Raw genomic sequence first — 17,214 nt, forward strand, 5'->3', positions numbered from 1 at the left:
GGCCCCTAGTCGCTTTCCTCGCGCTCGAACACCAGCCCGCGTTCCTCGCGAACCACGCCGCCCATCGCCGCAACCGCGCGCTCGTCGAGCGTCTGCTCCAGCGAGGGTAGCTCCGCCTTCGTCGCCGACCTGGGCATCTCGCCGTCGGGCGTGAACTTGATGATCTGCTTCCACGACCGTGTCAGCGCATCGGCGAACACCAGGATCAGGTCGCCCGGCTGGCCCATGCGCAATGCCGCGTCCACCGCCTGCTGCTCGTCGGGGATGATCGAGATCGCATCTTCCGGCACGCCAAGGCCCTGCAGTGCATCGGAGATGATCCGCGGCACTTCGTCGCCGTCGCGGCCGCGCAGGGCATCGTCGCGGCGAGCGATGTAGTGGTCGAACTTGCCCGCGACCGCCCTGGCGATCGCGTGCAGGTCTTCGTCGCGGCGGTCGCCGGGGCCGGCCAGCACCACGATGCGGCGGCCGGTAGCGTCGAGCCGCTGCGCCAGGTCGGCCATCATCCCGACCGCGTGCGCGTTGTGGCCGTAGTCCATCAGCACCTTGAACGGATGCTCGGAGTACACGTTCATGCGCCCCGGCGCCTGGAAGAACGTGGTGTCGAACGTGCGCAGGCCCTGGCGGATCGCGTCGAGCTTGATTCCCAGCGAATACGCCATCGCCGCGGCGAACATCGCGTTCTGCACGTTGTGCAGCGCGCGCCCTTCCAGCGTTGCCGGAACCAGGTGGGTCCACATCAGCGGGATGTGGCTGCCCTTGTCGTAGAGCGTGATCATGTGGCCGTTGACGCCGGCCTCCAGCGCGCAGGCGCGCCCACCTGCACGGATATGCTCGCGCACCAGCGAGTGCGACGGATTCATCGTCACGTAGCAGATGGTCTTGGCGTCGGTGTAGCCGGACATGCGCAGCACGTTGGCGTCATCGGCGTTGAGCACCGCGCACTCGCGCGCGACCTCGATGACCACGCGCTTGATCTCGGCCAGCTGCTCCAGCGTGTCGATGCCCTTCAGGCCGAGGTGATCGGAGGCGACGTTGAGCACCGCGCCGACGTCGACGTGGCGCACGCCCATGCCGGCGCGCAGCAGGCCGCCGCGCGCGGTTTCCAGCACCGCCATGTCGACCTGCGGGTCGGACAGCACCATCCGCGCCGACACCGGGCCGGTCATGTCGCCCTCCACTGTGCGCTGGCCGTCGATGTAGACGCCGTCGGTGGTGGTCAGACCCGGCGTGTAGCCGGCCATCTTGGTGACGTGCGCGAGCATGCGCGCGGTGGTGGTCTTGCCGTTGGTGCCGGTGATTGCAGCGATCGGCACCCGCGCCGGCGTGCCCGGCGGGAACAGCATGTCGATCACCGGGCCGGCGGCATCGCGCGGCGTGCCTTCGCTGGGTGCGACGTGCATGCGGAAACCCGGTGCGGCGTTGACCTCGCAGATCGCGCCGCCGATCGACTTGTAGCTCTCGGCGATGTTCGGAGTGATGAAGTCCACGCCCCCCACGTCCAGGCCGATCGCGCGCACCGCCCGCACCGCCATGTCGCGGTTGTCGGGATGGATGATGTCGGTGACGTCGGTGGCGGTGCCGCCGGTGGAGAGGTTGGCGGTGGAGCGCAGGTAGACGATTTCGCCGGCGTTGGGCACCGAATCGGCGCCATGGCCGGCGCGCTCCATCATCAGGTTCGCCTGCGCGTCGAGTTCCAGCCGGGTGAGCACCTTCTCGTGGCCGACGCCGCGGCGCGGGTCGTGGTTCACGATCTCGACCAGCTCGGCGATCGTATGCGTGCCATCGCCAACCACGTGGCCGGGCGTGCGCTTCGTCGCCGCGATCAGCTCGCCGTTGATCACGAGCAGGCGGTGGTCGTCGCCGGGCTGGAAAGTCTCGACGATCACCGAGCGCGAATGCTCGCGCGCGGCGTTGAAGGCCTCGCGGATCTCGTCGTCGCCGCTGATGTCGATGGTGATGCCGCGCCCATGGTTGCCGTTGTAGGGCTTGAGCACCACCGAGCCGCCGAGCTTGCGCGCGGCCTTGAGTGCGTCGGTCTGGCTGGACACCAGTTCCTGGCGCGGCACCGGCAGGCCCAGCGAACCGAGGATCTTGTTGGTCTCTTCCTTGTCGCTGGCCAGCTCGACGGCGATGTGCGGCGTCTTGCCGGTGACGGTGGCCTGGATGCGCTGCTGGTACTTGCCGTGGCCGAACTGCACCAGCGACTGCTGGTTCAGGCGCAGCCACGGGATGCCGCGTTCCTCGGCGGCGCGCACCAGCGAGGCGGTGGACGGCCCCAGCGCGCGGCGCTGCGCGTAGCGGATGAAGTCGTCGCGCGCGGTTTCCCAGTCCCATTCCTCGGGCAGGCTGCCCGGCGTGCGCAACGCCTCGGGCAGCAGCGAGTTGAGCAGGCGCAGCGCGAGTTCGCCGGCGCCGACGCCGATGTCCTTCTGCTCGTACTCGTAGATCACCGAGTACACGCCGGGGCGGTCCTCGGAGACGCTGCGGGTCTTGCCGAAGGTGACGTCCTCGCCGGCGGCGTTCTGCAGTTCGATCGCCACGTGCTCGAGCACGTGGCCCAGCCAGGTGCCCTCGCCCTCGCGCATGCGGCGGATGAAACCGCCCGGCTCGCGATACGAGCAACCGTGTTCGGCCAGGCCCGGCAGCGCGGCGACCAGGGCATCGATGAAGGCCGGCCCCAGCTTCGCGGTCGGCCAGGCTTCCAGCGCGCCGAGGTCGAGCTCCAGCCGGATGACCGGGAAGTGCGCATACAGCGACGGGCCGACGTAGACGGAACGGTTCAGGACACGCATCGGCACTCCCTTTTTTTGCTTTCAGTTCTTGTCGTCGACCAATGTACCCGGCGACGCGCAGCGCGTGTGGAGGTCGAACGTCGCGCCCGCGACCAGGATGTGGACCTTCAGGCCCAGCAGGCAGACGGGCTGGTTCTGGCCGGCGTCGGCCATCGATGAGAACTGCAGCTCGCCGGCATCCACCACGGTCAGTGCGCCGCTGCCTTCGACTTCCAGCACGTTGTCCGGGCGGATGAACGCCGCGGTGTCCTCGTCCAGGCCGATGCCGATCGCGAACGGGTTGAAGGCCAGCGCCGCCACCAGGCGCCCGAGGCGGTCGCGCTGGCGGAAGTGCTGGTCGATGATGAAACGGTTGGTGAGCCCCAGCCCCGGCGCGAGGCGCACGCTGCCGGCGCGCGGGGACGAACCTTCCTTGCCGAACGCGATCATGTGCTCGCTGAGGATGCTGGCGCCGGCGCTGGTGCCGCCGACATGCACCCCATGCGCATTGCGCTCGCGGATCAGCTTGGCCGCCGGGGTGCCGCCGATGATGGTGGAGATGCGCAGCTGGTTGCCGCCGGTGAAGAACACGCCGGTGGCGGTCTCCAGCTGGCGCAAGTAGTCGTCACGCTGGCCGTCCTCGCGGCTGGCGAAACCGATCGAGCGCGCGCGGCCGGCCTCGAGCCGGTCGAACAGTTCTTCGTAGCGCTGGCCGGTGTCCGGCAGGCGGCTGGCAGTGGGAATGATGGCGATGTCGGCATCACGCCCGCCGCACAGCTGCACGAAGCGCTTGAGGATGCGGCGTCGCATCTCCTTGTCCTCGGCCCCGCCGATCGGGACGATCCAGCCACGTTCTTCGCCCTCGGCGACCCTGCTTGGACACATTGCGGCGCTGACTCCTTCTGCCGCGTCCCCGCGGCCTGCTGGTTGTGGATGGCCCCTGCCCGGCGTCTTTCCGCGGCGGAGCGGAGGTCAAAATAGCATCATTCGCGACGATGACCGCCGGCCATGTCCCAGCCGTAGGCGCGTTCGACCTTCGCGATCCTGATCTCGAAATGCGCGTACCAGCGCGCCCGGCCCTGCTCGCGCGTGGCGGCGTGCTCGGCATGCAGGCGCCAGGCACGAATGGCCTCCTCGCTCTCCCAGTAGGACACGGTGATGCCGAATCCGTCCGCGCCGCGAGTGGACTCCACGCCGAGGAAGCCGGGTTGTTCGCGCGCCAGCTCCACCATGCGGTCGGCCGCGGCGGCATAGCCGTCGTCGCCGTCGCCGTCGCGGCGGCTGGAACTGAACATCACCGCGTAGTACGGCGGCGCGGGCAGGTCGGCGAAAGGCGTCATGTCGATGGCTCTCCGGAAAGCTGGCGTGGTTGCTGGCGGCGGACGCGCGGGGCTCAGGCGGCCAGGCGCTTCGTGGTTTCGACGAACTCGTGCAGCTTCGCCATCGCCGCGCCCGAGGCGATCGCCTCCCGCGCCCGCGCGATCCCGTCGGCAATCGACTCCGCGACCCCGGCCACGTACAGCGCGGCGCCCGCGTTGAGCGCGACGATCTCGAGCGGCAACCCCGCCTTGTTGCCCAGCGCACCGAGCAGCATCGCCTTCGACTCGGCCGCATCGCTGACGCGCAAGTTGCGGCTGGCGGCCATGGCGATGCCGAAATCCTCGGGGTGCAGCTCGTACTCGCGCACCACGCCGTCGCGCAGCTCGCCCACCAGCGTGGCCGCGCCCAGCGAGAGCTCGTCCATGCCGTCGCGCCCCCACACTACCAGCGCGCGCTGCGCGCCGAGTGCCTGCAGCACGCGCACCTGGATGCCGACCAGGTCGGGGTGGAACACGCCCATCAGGATGTCAGGTGCGCCTGCGGGATTGGTCAGCGGGCCGAGGATGTTGAACAGCGTGCGCACGCCCATTTCCTTGCGCACTGGTGCCACCACCTTCATCGCCGGGTGATGGATCGGCGCGAACATGAAGCCGATCCCGCAGGCGTCGAGGCATTGCGCCACCTGCGCGGGCTGCAGTTCGATGGCCGCGCCCAGCGATTCGAGCACGTCGGCGCTGCCGGACTTCGACGACACGCTGCGGTTGCCGTGCTTGGCCACGCGCGCGCCCGCCGCCGCGACCACGAAGATCGAGGTGGTGGAGATGTTGAAGGTGTGCGCGCCGTCGCCGCCGGTGCCGACGATGTCGACCAGGTGCGTCCGGTCGGCGACCGGCACCGGCAGCGCGAACTCGCGCAGCACCTTCGCCGCGCCGGCGATCTCGTCGATCGTCTCCTTCTTCACCCGCAGGCCGGTGAGGATGGCTGCGGTCATCACCGGCGACACCTCGCCGCGCATGACCTGGCGCATCAGGTCGACCATTTCGTCGTGGAAGATCTCGCGGTGTTCGATGGTGCGCTGCAGGGCTTCTTGTGGGGTGATGGGCATGGCCGTTGATCCTGAGCCCTCCCCTTCAAGGGGAGGTTGGGCGGGGATGGTGTGATCCCCGAAAATTCGCTACGCCGGACGGGAACACCAGCCCCGCCCCGGCCCTCCCCTTGAAGGGGAGGGAGAAGATCGAGTCACCGCACCAGGAAATTCTTCAGCAACGCGTGCCCATGCTCGGTCAGGATCGACTCGGGATGGAACTGCACGCCCTCCACCGGGTGCTCGCGATGGCGCAGCCCCATGACCTCCTCGACCGAACCGTCTTCGTTCTCGGTCCACGCGGTCACTTCCAGGCAGTCCGGCAGCGATGCCTTGTCCACCACCAGCGAGTGGTAGCGCGTCGCTTCATAGCCATCGGGCAAGCCGGCAAACACGCCCCTTCCCTCATGCCGGATCGGCGACGTCTTGCCATGCATGATCCGCCCCGCGCGCACCACGTGGCCGCCGTACACCTGGCCGATCGCCTGGTGGCCCAGGCACACGCCGAGGATCGGGACCTGGGCGCCGAGCGTATCGATCAGCTCCAGCGAGATGCCCGCCTCGTTCGGCGTGCATGGCCCTGGCGAGATCACGATCCGCTCGGGCCGCAACGCGGCAACCTGCGCCACCGTCAGCGCATCGTTGCGCACCACCTGCACCTCCGCTCCCAATGCCTGCAGGTACTGCACGAGGTTGAAGGTGAAGCTGTCGTAGTTGTCGAGCATCAGCAGCATGGCGGCGCCTGCCTCCGGTTTGCGGCCCCGTCGGCCATGACGATGCGGACCGATGGGCGGCGCGGCGATCGCGCGCAGTCCTGACCTGGATCAGGGCGGGCGCGCGGGACGGGGCGCAGGCTGGGCACTCCACCGTCTTCCGGAAAACCACCATGTCCGACCCCGCCACGGCATCCACCGCGCCCGCCTACACCCCGCATGCCTTCGACGCCCGCGGCATCGCGCGTCGCTTCCGCCACTCCGCCATCTTTGGCGCGCTCGGTGCGCTGGAGCCGGGCGAGGCGATGCGCTTCGTCAACGACCACGACCCGCTGCCTCTGCTCGATCAGCTGCGCAACCGCTTCGGCGACCATCTCGACATCGTCTACCGCCGGCGCGAACCGGGTGCGATCGTCATCGACTTCGTGATCAAGGCCTGAGCGAAGGCATCGGCACGCGCGCCGCGCCTGCGCCAGCGACAGCGCGGGGCCGCCTGTGCAGCGTGCGCGGTGCCCGGCGTCTCGCCCGATGATCGGCGGGTGGGCGATTGCATGCAGTGCGCTCACAGCCCACCCGCCGCCTGGGCCACCGCACGAAACAGCGCGCGCCCCTTGTTCATGGTTTCGTCCCATTCCTTCTCCGGGTCGGAGTCGTGGACGATGCCGGCGCCGGCCTGCACGTGCAGGCGTCCGCCCTGGATCACTGCGGTGCGGATGGCGATCGCCATGTCGGCGTCGCCGTGCCAGCCGAGGTAGCCGACCGCACCCGAGTACACGTTGCGTTTCACCGGTTCTAGCTCGCGGATGATCTCCAGCGCGCGGATCTTCGGCGCGCCGCTCACCGTGCCGGCGGGAAACGCCGCGCGCAGCACGTCGACATAACCCAGCCCCTCGCGCAGCGTGCCGGTGACCTCGCTCACGATGTGCATGACGTGGCTGTAGCGCTCGACCACGAACTGTTCGCCGACCTGCACGCTGCCCGGCTCGGCGACGCGGCCGACGTCGTTGCGGCCGAGATCGATCAGCATCAGGTGCTCGGCGCGCTCCTTCGGGTCGGCGAGCAGTTCGGCTTCCAGCGCGGCATCTTCTTCGGGCGTGTGCCCGCGCGGACGGGTGCCGGCGAGCGGGCGCACGGTGACGGTGCCACGCCCTGCCGCGTCGTATTCCAGCCGCGCGAGGATCTCCGGCGACGCGCCCACCACCTGGGTGTCGCCAACGTCGAGGAAGTACATGTACGGCGAGGGATTGAGCGCGCGCAGTGCGCGGTAGACGTCGACCGGGCGCGCATGGAACGGCACGCTCAGCCGCTGCGACGGCACCACCTGGAACACGTCGCCGGCGCGGATGTAGGCCTTGCACTTCTCCACCGCGGCGATGAAACCTTCGCGGGTGAAGCCGGACACGAAATCGGCCTCGTCCAGCGCCGCCGGCTGCAGCATCTCCGGGTATCCGGCACCGCCCTGGCGCAGCCGGTGCACCAGTTCGTCCAGGCGCCGGTTGGCGCGCGCCATCGCCTGCGGTTCGCGCGGATCGGCATGCACGATCAGGTACAGCCGGCCCTTGAGGTTGTCGAATACCGCCACTTCCTCGCTGAGCATCAGCAGGATGTCCGGCGTGCCCAGCTCGTCGCGTGCATGCCCGCCGGCGAAGCGCGGCTCGATGTACTGGATGCTTTCGAAACCGAACCAGCCGACCAGGCCGCCGGTGAAACCGGGCAGGCCCTCGACCCGCGGCACCGAATGCATCGCGCGCAGGCGCTCGACCTCGGCCAGCGGGTCGGCCACCTCGCGGGTTTCGACCACCTCGCCGTACTCGCTGGCCGTGAACGTGTTGCCATGGAAGGCATACACGCGCCGCGCCGGCAGGCCGATGATCGAATGGCGGCCGAAGCGTTCCCCGCCCTCGACCGATTCGAACAGGTAGGTATGCGGCCCGTCGGCGAGCTTGAGGTAGACCGACAGCGGCGTGTCGAGGTCGGACAGCACCTCGCGCACGACGGGCACGCGGGTGTGGTCGCCGGGAATGCGGGCGTCAGTGGCTTCTTGCGGGGATCGTGGCGATGGCGATGCGGGCGTGGTCACGCGGCGTTTCCTCGGCGGACAGGCAGGTGGGGTCGACGGCGGCTGCAAGCCACCATCGCCAACCCAGGTCGGCGGAAACGCGGTTCGGGTGTGCCCGGAAGTCCATGGTCGCCACTGTAGCCGGTCCGGGCGGCCTCACGCCAGCGGCGCCGACGCCAGCAACGGGCTGTCCGCCGGCAGGTGCATGCGCACGCGGCCGGGCGCGCATTCGATGCGGAAATGGGTCGACTCCACCGGCTCGCCGTCGAGGTTGAGCACCAGCGGCGCGTCGGCCTCGACCTCCAGCCACGGCAGGCGCGCGCGGACCGCGACCTGGTCGAGCGCCACGTGCCTGCCGTCCTTGAGCAGGGTCGCCAGGGTGCTGCCGATCTCTCCCGACAGCTCCGGCACGATGGTGACGTCGAGCAGGCCGTCGTCGATCAGCGCCTCCGGGCACAGCGCCTGCCCGCCACCGGCCTGGCGACCGTTGCCGATGCCCAGGGCGATGCAACCGCCCCGCCATTCGAATCCGGGCCCGCGCATCCGCGCGGCGATCGGTTCGATGCGCCCGAGCCTGGCCATGCCGGTGACCAGGTAGGCGAGCCCGCCAAGCAGCTTCTTCAATCCGTCGTGGGTTTCGACGGTGACCTGGGTGCCGAACCCGCCGCTGGCCAGGTTCGCCGCCCAGTGCGTGGTGCCGTTGGCTCCCAGGCGCAGCAGGTCGATCGGGCGCGCGGCCTGTTGCTGGACGATCTCCAACGCGGCAAGCGCCTCCACGGGGATGCCGGCCGCAGTGGCGAAATCATTGGCCGTGCCCAGCGGCAGCAGCCCGAGCGCGGGCAGCGCATCGGCGGCTTCATCGCAATGGGCGAGCGTCGTGGCCACCTCGCTCAGGGTGCCATCGCCGCCACCGGCGATGACGCTGTCGACGCCGCGTTCGATCGCGTCGGCCACGTAGCGATCGGCGTCGCCGGCCTCCCAGGTCACGCGCACGTCGAGCGCGACGCCGCGTTCGCGCATCGCACCGACCGCGTCGCGCACGGCATCGTCGCCGGCGGACTTGCCGTTGAGGATCAGGCACCAGCGTGGCGGGCTCATGTGCATCCGGGTTGCGTGGGGACGCACACGCTAGCAGCGCGGGGTCGGCGGCACGTGAATCGCGGTTGTCACGCCCGTGTCACCAAAACGGCCGAGCATGGAAGGCCATAGCAAGGATGAACGGCGGAGGCGGGATTGCCTCCATTCTCCCAGGGGGCCGGTACGCCAGGTGCGTATCGGTCTTCTTTTTTCCGGCGCCAGCGCATGCCGCCCGGCGGCAGTGGCTTCCGGCGCCGGATGTTCAGCGGACCGAGGACACCGCGGCCCGCATCTGCGCGATCACCTGCGCATAGTCGGCATGGCCGAAGATCGCCGAGCCGGCGACGAACGTGTCGGCGCCGGCCTTCGCGATGGCGGCGATGTTGTCCGGCTTGACCCCGCCATCGACCTCCAGCCGGATCGCCTTGCCGGTCGCGTCGATGCGCCCGCGCACCTGTTCGATCTTGCGCAGCGTCGAATCGATGAAGCTCTGTCCGCCGAAGCCAGGGTTGACCGACATGAGCAGCACCATGTCGAGGTCTTCGAGCACATAGTCGAGCACGTCCAGCGGCGTGGCCGGGTTCAGCACCAGCCCGGCGCGGCAGCCCTGTGCCCTGATTAGCTGGATGGTGCGGTGGACGTGGCGGCTGGCCTCGGGATGGAAGCTGATGTCGGTGGCGCCAGCCTTGGCGAAGTCGGGAATGATCCGGTCGACCGGCTCGACCATCAGGTGCACGTCGATCGGCGCGGTGACCCCGTGCTTGCGCAACGCTTCGCAGACCAGCGGCCCGATGGTGAGGTTGGGCACGTAGTGGTTGTCCATCACGTCGAAATGCACCCAGTCGGCGCCGGCCTTGAGGACGTTGTCGACCTCTTCGCCGAGCCGTGCGAAATCGGCGGACAGGATCGAGGGTGCGATGACGGTGGGTTGCATGCCGGCTCCGGGTCGGGCGCGCGCTCAGCGCTTGCGCAGGGTCTTGATGCGGTCGTAGGCGGCGTTGATCTCGCGTGCCCTGGCTTCGGCCTGGCGGCGCAGTTCGTCGGCAACGCCGTTGAGCTTGTCGGGGTGGTACTGGGTGATCAGGCGGCGATAGGCCAGGTCCACCTCGGCGTCGTTGGCCTCTTCGGTCAGGCCGAGCACGCGCCAGGGATTCTCGCGCGGCCCGCGGAACCAGTCGGCGTCGAAGGCGTGGCCGATCAGCAGCCCGATCAACGCGCCCAGCAGCGGGTTCGGCCGGAACAGCGCGGCACCGGCGAGGAAGCCCAGCAATTTTCCGTACCAGCGTTTCATGGGTGAATTCTAGGGCACCGGCGACCGCAGCGGCGGCGTGGCCGCGGAAACCGGCGGCCCATGCCGGCGCGGCGCCTGCGGGAGCGACCATGCCCGCCGGCCCGCGCATCGCTACAATGCCGGTCCGACGGCTGCCGAACGATCATCGATGGCAACGACCCTGCTCGAAGCGGACCTCCCCGGCCTCCACCTGCGTCATCGCGGCAAGGTCCGCGACGTCTTCGACCTGCCCGGCGACGGCGACGACCCGAAACTGCTGATGGTCGCTACCGACCGCCTCAGCGCCTTCGACGTGGTGCTGCCCGACCCGATCCCCGGCAAGGGCGAGATGTTGTGCCAGATCAGCAATTTCTGGTTCGGCAAGACCGCGCACATCGCGGCCAACCACCTGACCGGCATCGACGTCGCATCCGTATTGCCCGACGGCGTCGACCCGGCGCTGTACGCACATCGCTCCGTGGTCGCCCGCCGGCTCAGGCCGGTGCCGGTGGAAGCGATCGCGCGCGGCTACCTGATCGGCAGCGGCTGGAAGGACTACCAGCGCACCGGCCGCGTCAGCGGCATCACCCTGCCCGACGGCCTGCGCCAGGCACAGCAGCTGCCGCAGCCCGTGTTCACGCCCTCGACCAAGGCCGCGGTCGGCGACCACGACGAGAACATCGACTTCGACACCATGGTCCGCGGGATCGGCGCCGAGCTCGCCGAACAGGTGCGCGACGCCACCCTGCGCCTGTACGCATTCGCCGCCGACTACGCGGCGCAGCGCGGGATCATCCTGGCCGACACCAAGTTCGAGTTCGGCACCGACGCCGACGGCCGCCTGTACGTGATGGACGAGATGCTCACGCCCGACTCCTCGCGCTACTGGCCGGCCGACGAGTACGAAGTCGGCACCAGCCCGCCGAGCTACGACAAGCAGTTCGTGCGCGACTACCTGGAAACGCTGGACTGGAACAAGACCGCACCGGGCCCGCGCCTGCCCGACGAAGTCATCGCACGCACCCGCGCCAAGTACGCCGAGGCGCTGCAGAAGCTGGCCGGCATTTCGGTCGAGTAGCGTAGTGACGGGCTTCTTGTAGGAGCGGCTTCAGCCGCGAGCTCTTCTGGCGGCAATGTCCGCCAGGGCTCGCGGCTGAAGCCGCTTCTGCAGGAGATAAGGAATCCGTCCCGGAAACGGGACCCCGCAGCCGCGCTATGCTTGCCGCAGGTTGAACTGGAACCCCGCCATGAACGCGCAAGCCCAATCGACCCAACGCCCCATCGACCGCTGGTTCGCCAGCTATTCCGGCGACCACCGCAACGACGCCAACCAGTGGATCCACGTGTTCGCGGTCCCGGCGATCCTGTGGAGCGTGATCGCGCTGCTGTGGTGCATCCCGGTGCCGATCACCTGGTTCAAGGCCGGCCTGTGGGCGGCGCTGGCGATGTTCGCGGCGTGGATGTTCTATTGGCGCGCCTCGCGTCCGCTTGGCATCGGCATGCTCGCGATCTTCGTCGCGATGGCGTGGTTCACCCGCTGGCTGCACGACACCTACGGCGTGTGGAACCTGCTGTACGCCGCCATCGCGGTGTTCGTGGTCGCCTGGATCGCGCAGTTCGTCGGCCACAGCAAGCTGTTCGAAGGCCGCAAGCCGAGCTTCTTCACCGACCTGCGCTATCTGCTGATCGGCCCGGCCTGGGTGCTGGCCAAGCTGTATCGCAAGCTCGGCTGGAAGTACTAGGCCGCCAGCGCGGTGGCCCACGCGTCATCGCCGCGCGGACTCGGGCCGCGCGACCTCGCGCTGGCGCTGGTCGTCTGCCTGGCCTGGGCCGGCAGTTTCCTGTTTGCCGCCTTCGCGCTGCGCGAACTGCCGCCGCTGCTGTTCGCCGGGCTGCGCCTGGCGCTGCTCGCGGTGGCGGTGGCGCCGTGGATCCGCTTGCCCGCGCGGCAACAGTGGCGGGCGCTGCTGGCGCTGGGCGTGTTCAACGGCGCGCTCAACTTCGGGCTGAGCATGGCGTCGCTGAAGCTCTCCGCCGGCCTGTCGGCGCCGGTGATCGCGCAGCAGTGCTATGTGCCGATGGCGTCGCTGCTGGCGTGGTGGCTGCTCGGCGAGCGCTTCGGCTGGCGGACCGGCGCCGGGATCGCGCTGAGCTTTGCCGGGGTGCTGGTGCTCGGCTTCGATCCGGCCGTGTTGCAGGCACCGCTGGCATTGCTGTTGATGCTGGCCTCGGCTTGCACCATCGCGCTGGGCACGATCGCGATGCGGCGGCTGCAGGGTGTCGGCGCGCTCAATGCGCAGGGCTGGACGGCAGTGATCGGCGTGGCGCCTTTGCTGCTGGCCAGCGCGATCTTCGAACCCGAAGCGCTGGCCGCGATACGCGAGGCGAGCTGGGTGGCGTGGAGCGGCGTGGCGTATTCGGCGCTGGTGTCGTCGCTGTTCGGCTACGGCCTGTTCTACGTGCTGGTGCAGCGCCATCCGGTGGCGCAGGTCACGCCCTACATGCTGCTGTCGCCGGTGATGGCGGTGCTGCTGGGCATCGTGTTCTGGGGCGACCGCCCGGGTCCGGCGCTATGGATCGGCGGCGCGATGGTGCTCGGCGGCGTGCTGGTGATCGCCCTTCGCGCAGTGACGCGTCAGCGTCCGGTACCGCCGCCGGAACCTGTCTAGCCAGAGCCCGTCCAGCGCGGATTCGTCAGCCGGTGCCGAACATGCCGGCCGCGGGTTCGAAAGCACGCGGCGCGTAGCCGAAGTCGCGGCGCGCGGGTTCGACGTCGAACACCAGGTCCTGGCGCATGCGCCCGAGCGCGGCGTCGCCGAAATCGCGCGCCACGCCGGCGATGTGTGCCAGCGACAGCAGCGTGCGGAACGCGGCCGGTGGCAGCAGGTGCAGTTTCGCCGGCGGCTGCAATGTCGCCAGCACGCGCGCCACCATTTCTCGGTATGCCAGCGTCTCGCCGCCCGGCAGCGCATAGGCCAGGCCATGGGTTGCCGGTGCGTCGATCACCGCGAACGCGGCTTTCGCGAGGTCTTCGACGTGCACCGGCTGGCGCAGCCCGACGGCATCGCGCGGCAGTGCGAAGCGGCGCCAGCGGCCCGCGATCGCGGCGATGCGCGTCAGCGTTCGGTCGCCGCCGGCGCCGTAGACCAGGGTCGGGCGCAGCAAGGTGGCCGCCACGCCGCGCTGCCCGGCGGCCGACAGCACGCCCGCCTCGCCCGCGCGCAGCCGCGCGGCCACGTCGCGTTCTTCGGCGTCGGCGGAATCGTGCTTGACCTCGACGCTGGTCGAACCGAACGCGACCACCCGCGGGCAGGTGATCGTCGACCGCGCATACCAGCGCGCGAAATGGTCCAGCGGCCCGCAGCTGAAGATCGCATCGACGCGCAGCGGCACCCCTTCGCATCCGTCCAGGTCGCCGCGCAGCCACTGCACGCCGGGCATCGCCGGCTGTGCGCGGCGCGACACCCCGAATGCCCGCCAGCCACGCCGGTGCAGGCAGGCCAGCAGCGGGTGGCCGATCTGCCCGCTGCCACCGAAGACCAGCGCGTCGCGCATCTCAGTCGCCCGCAGGGCGCGGCTTGAGCACGACGCGCAACCACGCATAGCCGAGCACCGCCGACACCGTCGACGCCACCAGCACGCCGATCACGCTCTCGGTGTAGCGCAAGCCGTCCTGTGCGAAGGCCAGTGAACCGATGAACAGGCTCATCGTGAACCCGATCCCGCACAGCAGGCCCAGCCCCAGCATCGCCTTGAAATCCATGCCGCGCGGATAACGCGCGAAGCCTGTGGCGCGCATCAGCACCGCTGCCGAAACGATGCCCACCGGCTTGCCGAGCACCAGGCCAAGCGCGATGCCCAGCGGCAACGGCGACAGCAGGTCGTCCATGCCCAGGCCGCCAAGCACCAGGCCGGCGTTGACGAATGCGAACAGCGGCAGGATGCCGTAGGCCACCCACGGATGCAGCGCGTGCTCGAGCGTCTCGAGTGGCGAGTGCTCGGTCGCGTCGTCGAGGTCGTTGCGCCGGTTGACGTGCGGGATCATCAGGCCGGTCACCACGCCAGCCAGGGTCGCATGCACGCCCGACTTCAGCACGCACACCCACAGCACGACGCCGAGCAGGAGGTAGGGCGTCAGCGCAGTGACGCCACGCCGGTTGAGAATCGCCATTGCCGCGATGGCGGCGGCGGCCCACCCCAGCGCGACGAACGACATGCCGTGGGTGTAGAAGACCGCGATGATCACGATCGCGATCAGGTCGTCGACCACCGCGATCGTCGACAGCAGCAGCTTCATTCCCAGCGGCACCCGCGAGCCGAGCAGCGCGAGGATGCCCAGCGCGAAAGCGATGTCGGTGGCGGTCGGGATCGCCCAGCCGCGCAGCGCGGTGGCGTCGCCCCGGTTCGACCACCAGAAGATCAACGCCGGCACGATCACGCCAGCCGCCGCGCAGACCAGCGGCAGGACCAGCTGGTCGCGGCTCGAGAGCTGGCCGCTCAGGGTCTCGCGCTTGATCTCCAGCGCGACCAGCAGGAAAAACAGCGCCATCAGCCCGTCGTTGATCCACAGCAGCAGCGGCTTGTCGATCCCGAACGCACCGATGCGCAGTTGCACCGGCAATTCGCGGAAGGCCTGGTACAGGTCATGCAGCGGGGTGTTGGCGCAGGCCAGCGCCACCAGCGCCGCCACGATCAGCAGGATGCCGCTGGACGCTTCCAGCCGGAAAAAGTCGGTCAGTCGCTGCAGCGCGCCCGCTCGGAATTTGCCAAGACCCATTCGCAGCTCAGCCTGCGTGGACGAGGAACAGCTCGAACGCGACCCACGCCGCGAAGGCCACCAGCAGGATGCCGCCCTCGGACCGGCTCACGCGCAGGTCGCCGCGCAGCATCGGATAGAGCATGACCGCGAACACCAGTGCGGCCGGCAACTCGAAGCGCACGAACGAGGTCGGCACCGGCACGTCGCGCACCACCGCCATGCCGCCCAGGACGACCAGCAGGTTGAACAGGCTCGAGCCGATCACGTGTCCGGCGACCATGTCGCCCTGGCCGCGCCGCGCCGCTGCCACGGCGGCCGCCACCTCGGGCAGCGCCGTGCCGATCGCCACCACCAGCAGGCCGCTCAGCAGCGGCGCCATGCCCAGCGCCAGCCCGATCACCGGCGCCGACTGCACCACCCAGCGCGCGCCGAAGTACAGCAGCACGATTGCGATCGCGACACGCAGCAGGTTCAGCCACAGGTCGTTCCCGGTGCGCGCGAATGCGGCGATGGCGTCCTGCAGTTCCGGCTGTTCCTTGCGGCTGCGGCCGATGCAGGCGGCCAGCACGGCGACGAAGGCGACCAGCAGCAGCACGCCCTCGACGCGCGTCAGCACGCCATCCCAGCCCGCGGCCATCACCGCCACGGTGGCGAGCATCAGGCACAGCAGCAGCGGCGCCAGCGCGCGCCAGCGCACCAGCAACGGCGCCGCAAGCGCGGCCGCGCCCAGGGTCAGGCCGACGTTGACAATGTTGCTGCCCACCGCGTTGCCCAGCGCCAGCGCCTGGCTGCCGGTGAACACCGCGCGCGCATTGACCGCCAACTCGGGCAACGAGGTGCCGAACGCGACCAGCAGCAGCCCGGCGACGAAGGGCGACACCCCGAAGCGCTGCGCCAGGCCGGAAGCTCCCTTGACGATGGAGTCGCCGCCGAGGGCGAGCAGGACCAGACCGAGCACGAACAACCCGATTGCCTCGAACATGGCGCGACCTCCAATCTTGGGCGTGGTGGGATTCTAGCGGGAGGGAGCGCAAGGCGGGGGTCGGGACGGAAAACGAGTGGCCGGAATCGGCGGGAGCAGCAACGATCGGCAGAGCCGGAAGGACCATCGCGCTCTTGATCGTCATCCCCGCGACGGCCGGAACCAGGTGACTTTACGCCTTGCCCGGATGTGCGCAGGAAAGGAGAGAGGCGAGCAAGGTCACTGGATGACGAGACGTTTGCCTGTTGCACGCCTGCCTTCGCGGGAACGGCAATCCTGATCCGCGACCACGCTCGATGCGCGCCTGCCTCGGCCCACGACGACGCTTGATCCGTGACGATCTGCGCCCCCGGGAGACGCCGACTCCTGGCGATCCCGGCCGGCAACACTCCCCTCAACGACGCTGCGGCGACGGCGACCCGCGGACGGGCTGCAATCGCCCGCAGTGCCTCAGCTGCAGCCTTCCACGTAATCCACCTGCGGCGGCACGCCCACGCGCCACGACGTGACCTTGCCATCCTTGCCGGTCGCGAACACCAGCTTGCCCTGCCCGCCGTTGTTGTCGTCGACGCGCAGGTAGTTGCCGCCCTCGACGTACTTGTGCGGCGTCTCCGCCAGGCGACCGGCATACAGGTCGCGGATCTCGTCGGCCGTCATGCCCACCTTGCCGCCGCCCGGCGCGATCTCGCGGCCGGTGCCCACGTCGTAGCGCACGAACTTGCCGTTCTCGAACATGAAGGCGAAGTCGGAAGGAATATCGACCCATTTCGGCGTGAGGTAGTAGCAGCCCGCGCCTTCGTCGCCCACGCCCTTGAACTCGCCGCCCCAGGCTTGCCTGGCTTCGTCGGCGGTCATGCCGAAGCGCATGTCGCCGTAGCCGTCCATGCGCACGAGGCCGAGGTCCGGTGCGCGGTTGATGTCGCCGGAAGCGGGCGCGGTGGCGGGCGGCACGTCGTGCGACGGCTGGTCGAGCGGCGGTGGCGCCGCCGGATCGTTGGCCATGGCGTCGGCGGAACCCTGGGGCTGCGGGGCATCGGCATCGGCGGGCACGCGGTCCGCCTGGCAGGCGGCGAGTGCGAGCGCGAGCAGCGCGATCGCGGGCATCATCGGCTTCATTGCATCGGGCTCCTTGCGAACAAAAACAGCGCACAGCCTTCGCGATGCGGTGTTAACGCA

17 protein-coding genes are annotated in these 17,214 nt (G+C 69.5%); 4 read left to right on the forward strand and 13 right to left on the reverse strand.

All coding sequences use genetic code 11. The annotated features are described in order from the left end of the window. Positions 1-5 precede the first annotated feature (5 nt). The 5 genes from cphA to ACTJIL_RS12730 form a co-directional block, all read right to left on the reverse strand. On the reverse strand, positions 6-2,795 hold the full coding sequence (gene cphA / locus ACTJIL_RS12710; protein ID WP_440755989.1) for a cyanophycin synthetase: 2,790 nt from the start codon (positions 2,793-2,795) through the stop codon (positions 6-8). A 21-nt stretch (positions 2,796-2,816) separates the two neighbouring features. Continuing rightward, positions 2,817-3,659: a cyanophycinase gene (locus tag ACTJIL_RS12715; protein ID WP_440755990.1), complete on the reverse strand. Its 843-nt coding sequence runs from the start codon at positions 3,657-3,659 to the stop codon at positions 2,817-2,819. 98 nt (positions 3,660-3,757) lie between these two features. Then, entirely contained in the window at positions 3,758-4,114 is a 357-nt protein-coding gene (locus tag ACTJIL_RS12720; protein WP_440755991.1) for an antibiotic biosynthesis monooxygenase family protein, read from the reverse strand. 53 nt (positions 4,115-4,167) lie between these two features. Beyond that, positions 4,168-5,199 carry an anthranilate phosphoribosyltransferase gene (trpD, locus tag ACTJIL_RS12725; RefSeq protein WP_440755992.1) on the reverse strand — a complete coding sequence of 344 codons (1,032 nt, stop codon included), beginning with the start codon at positions 5,197-5,199 and terminating at the stop codon, positions 4,168-4,170. Positions 5,200-5,333: 134 nt separating this feature from the next. Next, positions 5,334-5,912, reverse strand: coding sequence for an anthranilate synthase component II (locus tag ACTJIL_RS12730; RefSeq protein WP_440755993.1), 579 nt, complete (start codon positions 5,910-5,912; stop codon positions 5,334-5,336). Between the two features lie 152 nt (positions 5,913-6,064). Between ACTJIL_RS12730 and ACTJIL_RS12735 the strand changes: the two genes are divergently transcribed. Further along, a complete protein-coding gene (locus ACTJIL_RS12735) occupies positions 6,065-6,331 on the forward strand; it encodes a DUF2249 domain-containing protein (RefSeq protein WP_440755994.1) in 267 nt (88 codons plus the stop codon). Between the two features lie 122 nt (positions 6,332-6,453). Here ACTJIL_RS12735 and trpE read toward each other — a convergent pair whose 3' ends face one another. The 4 genes from trpE to ACTJIL_RS12755 form a co-directional block, all read right to left on the reverse strand. Continuing rightward, positions 6,454-7,914, reverse strand: coding sequence for an anthranilate synthase component I (trpE, locus tag ACTJIL_RS12740; RefSeq protein ID WP_440756618.1), 1,461 nt, complete (start codon positions 7,912-7,914; stop codon positions 6,454-6,456). Positions 7,915-8,106: 192 nt separating this feature from the next. Beyond that, positions 8,107-9,048, reverse strand: coding sequence for a lipid kinase YegS (gene yegS, locus ACTJIL_RS12745; RefSeq protein ID WP_440755995.1), 942 nt, complete (start codon positions 9,046-9,048; stop codon positions 8,107-8,109). A gap of 241 nt (positions 9,049-9,289) precedes the next feature. After that, entirely contained in the window at positions 9,290-9,961 is a 672-nt protein-coding gene (gene rpe, locus ACTJIL_RS12750; protein WP_440755996.1) for a ribulose-phosphate 3-epimerase, read from the reverse strand. 24 nt (positions 9,962-9,985) lie between these two features. Continuing rightward, entirely contained in the window at positions 9,986-10,318 is a 333-nt protein-coding gene (locus ACTJIL_RS12755; RefSeq protein ID WP_440755997.1) for a J domain-containing protein, read from the reverse strand. A 148-nt stretch (positions 10,319-10,466) separates the two neighbouring features. Here ACTJIL_RS12755 and ACTJIL_RS12760 point away from each other — a divergent pair, with 148 nt between their 5' ends. The 3 genes from ACTJIL_RS12760 (at position 10,467) to ACTJIL_RS12770 (ending at position 12,966) form a co-directional block, all read left to right on the forward strand. Beyond that, positions 10,467-11,375 (forward strand): phosphoribosylaminoimidazolesuccinocarboxamide synthase, encoded by a 909-nt coding sequence (locus ACTJIL_RS12760; protein WP_440755998.1) that lies wholly within the window; start codon positions 10,467-10,469, stop codon positions 11,373-11,375. 169 nt (positions 11,376-11,544) lie between these two features. Next, positions 11,545-12,039: an Mpo1 family 2-hydroxy fatty acid dioxygenase gene (locus tag ACTJIL_RS12765; RefSeq protein ID WP_440755999.1), complete on the forward strand. Its 495-nt coding sequence runs from the start codon at positions 11,545-11,547 to the stop codon at positions 12,037-12,039. A 12-nt stretch (positions 12,040-12,051) separates the two neighbouring features. Further along, positions 12,052-12,966: a DMT family transporter gene (locus ACTJIL_RS12770; protein WP_440756000.1), complete on the forward strand. Its 915-nt coding sequence runs from the start codon at positions 12,052-12,054 to the stop codon at positions 12,964-12,966. Between the two features lie 25 nt (positions 12,967-12,991). On the opposite strand, the gene ACTJIL_RS12775 is transcribed toward ACTJIL_RS12770, so the two are convergent. The 4 genes from ACTJIL_RS12775 to ACTJIL_RS12790 form a co-directional block, all read right to left on the reverse strand. After that, positions 12,992-13,852, reverse strand: a complete 861-nt coding sequence (locus tag ACTJIL_RS12775) for an NAD-dependent epimerase/dehydratase family protein (protein WP_440756001.1) — start codon at positions 13,850-13,852, stop codon at positions 12,992-12,994. Between the two features lies 1 nt (position 13,853). Then, positions 13,854-15,074: a Na+/H+ antiporter NhaA gene (gene nhaA, locus ACTJIL_RS12780; RefSeq protein WP_440756002.1), complete on the reverse strand. Its 1,221-nt coding sequence runs from the start codon at positions 15,072-15,074 to the stop codon at positions 13,854-13,856. Between the two features lie 7 nt (positions 15,075-15,081). Then, the gene (locus ACTJIL_RS12785) at positions 15,082-16,038 is read right to left on the reverse strand and encodes a calcium/sodium antiporter (protein WP_440756003.1); all 957 of its coding nucleotides are present in this window, start codon (positions 16,036-16,038) and stop codon (positions 15,082-15,084) included. Positions 16,039-16,488: 450 nt separating this feature from the next. After that, the gene (locus ACTJIL_RS12790; protein WP_440756004.1) at positions 16,489-17,154 is read right to left on the reverse strand and encodes a lectin; all 666 of its coding nucleotides are present in this window, start codon (positions 17,152-17,154) and stop codon (positions 16,489-16,491) included. Positions 17,155-17,214: the final 60 nt, after the last annotated feature.

Origin of the sequence: Luteimonas sp. 22616, from assembly GCF_052044325.1 — a bacterium.
In the GTDB taxonomy this organism is placed as follows: domain Bacteria; phylum Pseudomonadota; class Gammaproteobacteria; order Xanthomonadales; family Xanthomonadaceae; genus Luteimonas.

Coding starts and splice junctions, on each gene's coding strand:
- cphA (WP_440755989.1), bottom strand. CDS start 2,795: ATGCGTGTCCTGAACCGTTCCGTCTACGTCGGCCCGTCGCTGTATGCG.
- ACTJIL_RS12715 (WP_440755990.1), bottom strand. CDS start 3,659: ATGTGTCCAAGCAGGGTCGCCGAGGGCGAAGAACGTGGCTGGATCGTC.
- ACTJIL_RS12720 (WP_440755991.1), bottom strand. CDS start 4,114: ATGACGCCTTTCGCCGACCTGCCCGCGCCGCCGTACTACGCGGTGATG.
- trpD (WP_440755992.1), bottom strand. CDS start 5,199: ATGCCCATCACCCCACAAGAAGCCCTGCAGCGCACCATCGAACACCGC.
- ACTJIL_RS12730 (WP_440755993.1), bottom strand. CDS start 5,912: ATGCTGCTGATGCTCGACAACTACGACAGCTTCACCTTCAACCTCGTG.
- ACTJIL_RS12735 (WP_440755994.1), top strand. CDS start 6,065: ATGTCCGACCCCGCCACGGCATCCACCGCGCCCGCCTACACCCCGCAT.
- yegS (WP_440755995.1), bottom strand. CDS start 9,048: ATGAGCCCGCCACGCTGGTGCCTGATCCTCAACGGCAAGTCCGCCGGC.
- rpe (WP_440755996.1), bottom strand. CDS start 9,961: ATGCAACCCACCGTCATCGCACCCTCGATCCTGTCCGCCGATTTCGCA.
- ACTJIL_RS12755 (WP_440755997.1), bottom strand. CDS start 10,318: ATGAAACGCTGGTACGGAAAATTGCTGGGCTTCCTCGCCGGTGCCGCG.
- ACTJIL_RS12760 (WP_440755998.1), top strand. CDS start 10,467: ATGGCAACGACCCTGCTCGAAGCGGACCTCCCCGGCCTCCACCTGCGT.
- ACTJIL_RS12765 (WP_440755999.1), top strand. CDS start 11,545: ATGAACGCGCAAGCCCAATCGACCCAACGCCCCATCGACCGCTGGTTC.
- ACTJIL_RS12775 (WP_440756001.1), bottom strand. CDS start 13,852: ATGCGCGACGCGCTGGTCTTCGGTGGCAGCGGGCAGATCGGCCACCCG.
- nhaA (WP_440756002.1), bottom strand. CDS start 15,074: ATGGGTCTTGGCAAATTCCGAGCGGGCGCGCTGCAGCGACTGACCGAC.
- ACTJIL_RS12785 (WP_440756003.1), bottom strand. CDS start 16,038: ATGTTCGAGGCAATCGGGTTGTTCGTGCTCGGTCTGGTCCTGCTCGCC.
- ACTJIL_RS12790 (WP_440756004.1), bottom strand. CDS start 17,154: ATGAAGCCGATGATGCCCGCGATCGCGCTGCTCGCGCTCGCACTCGCC.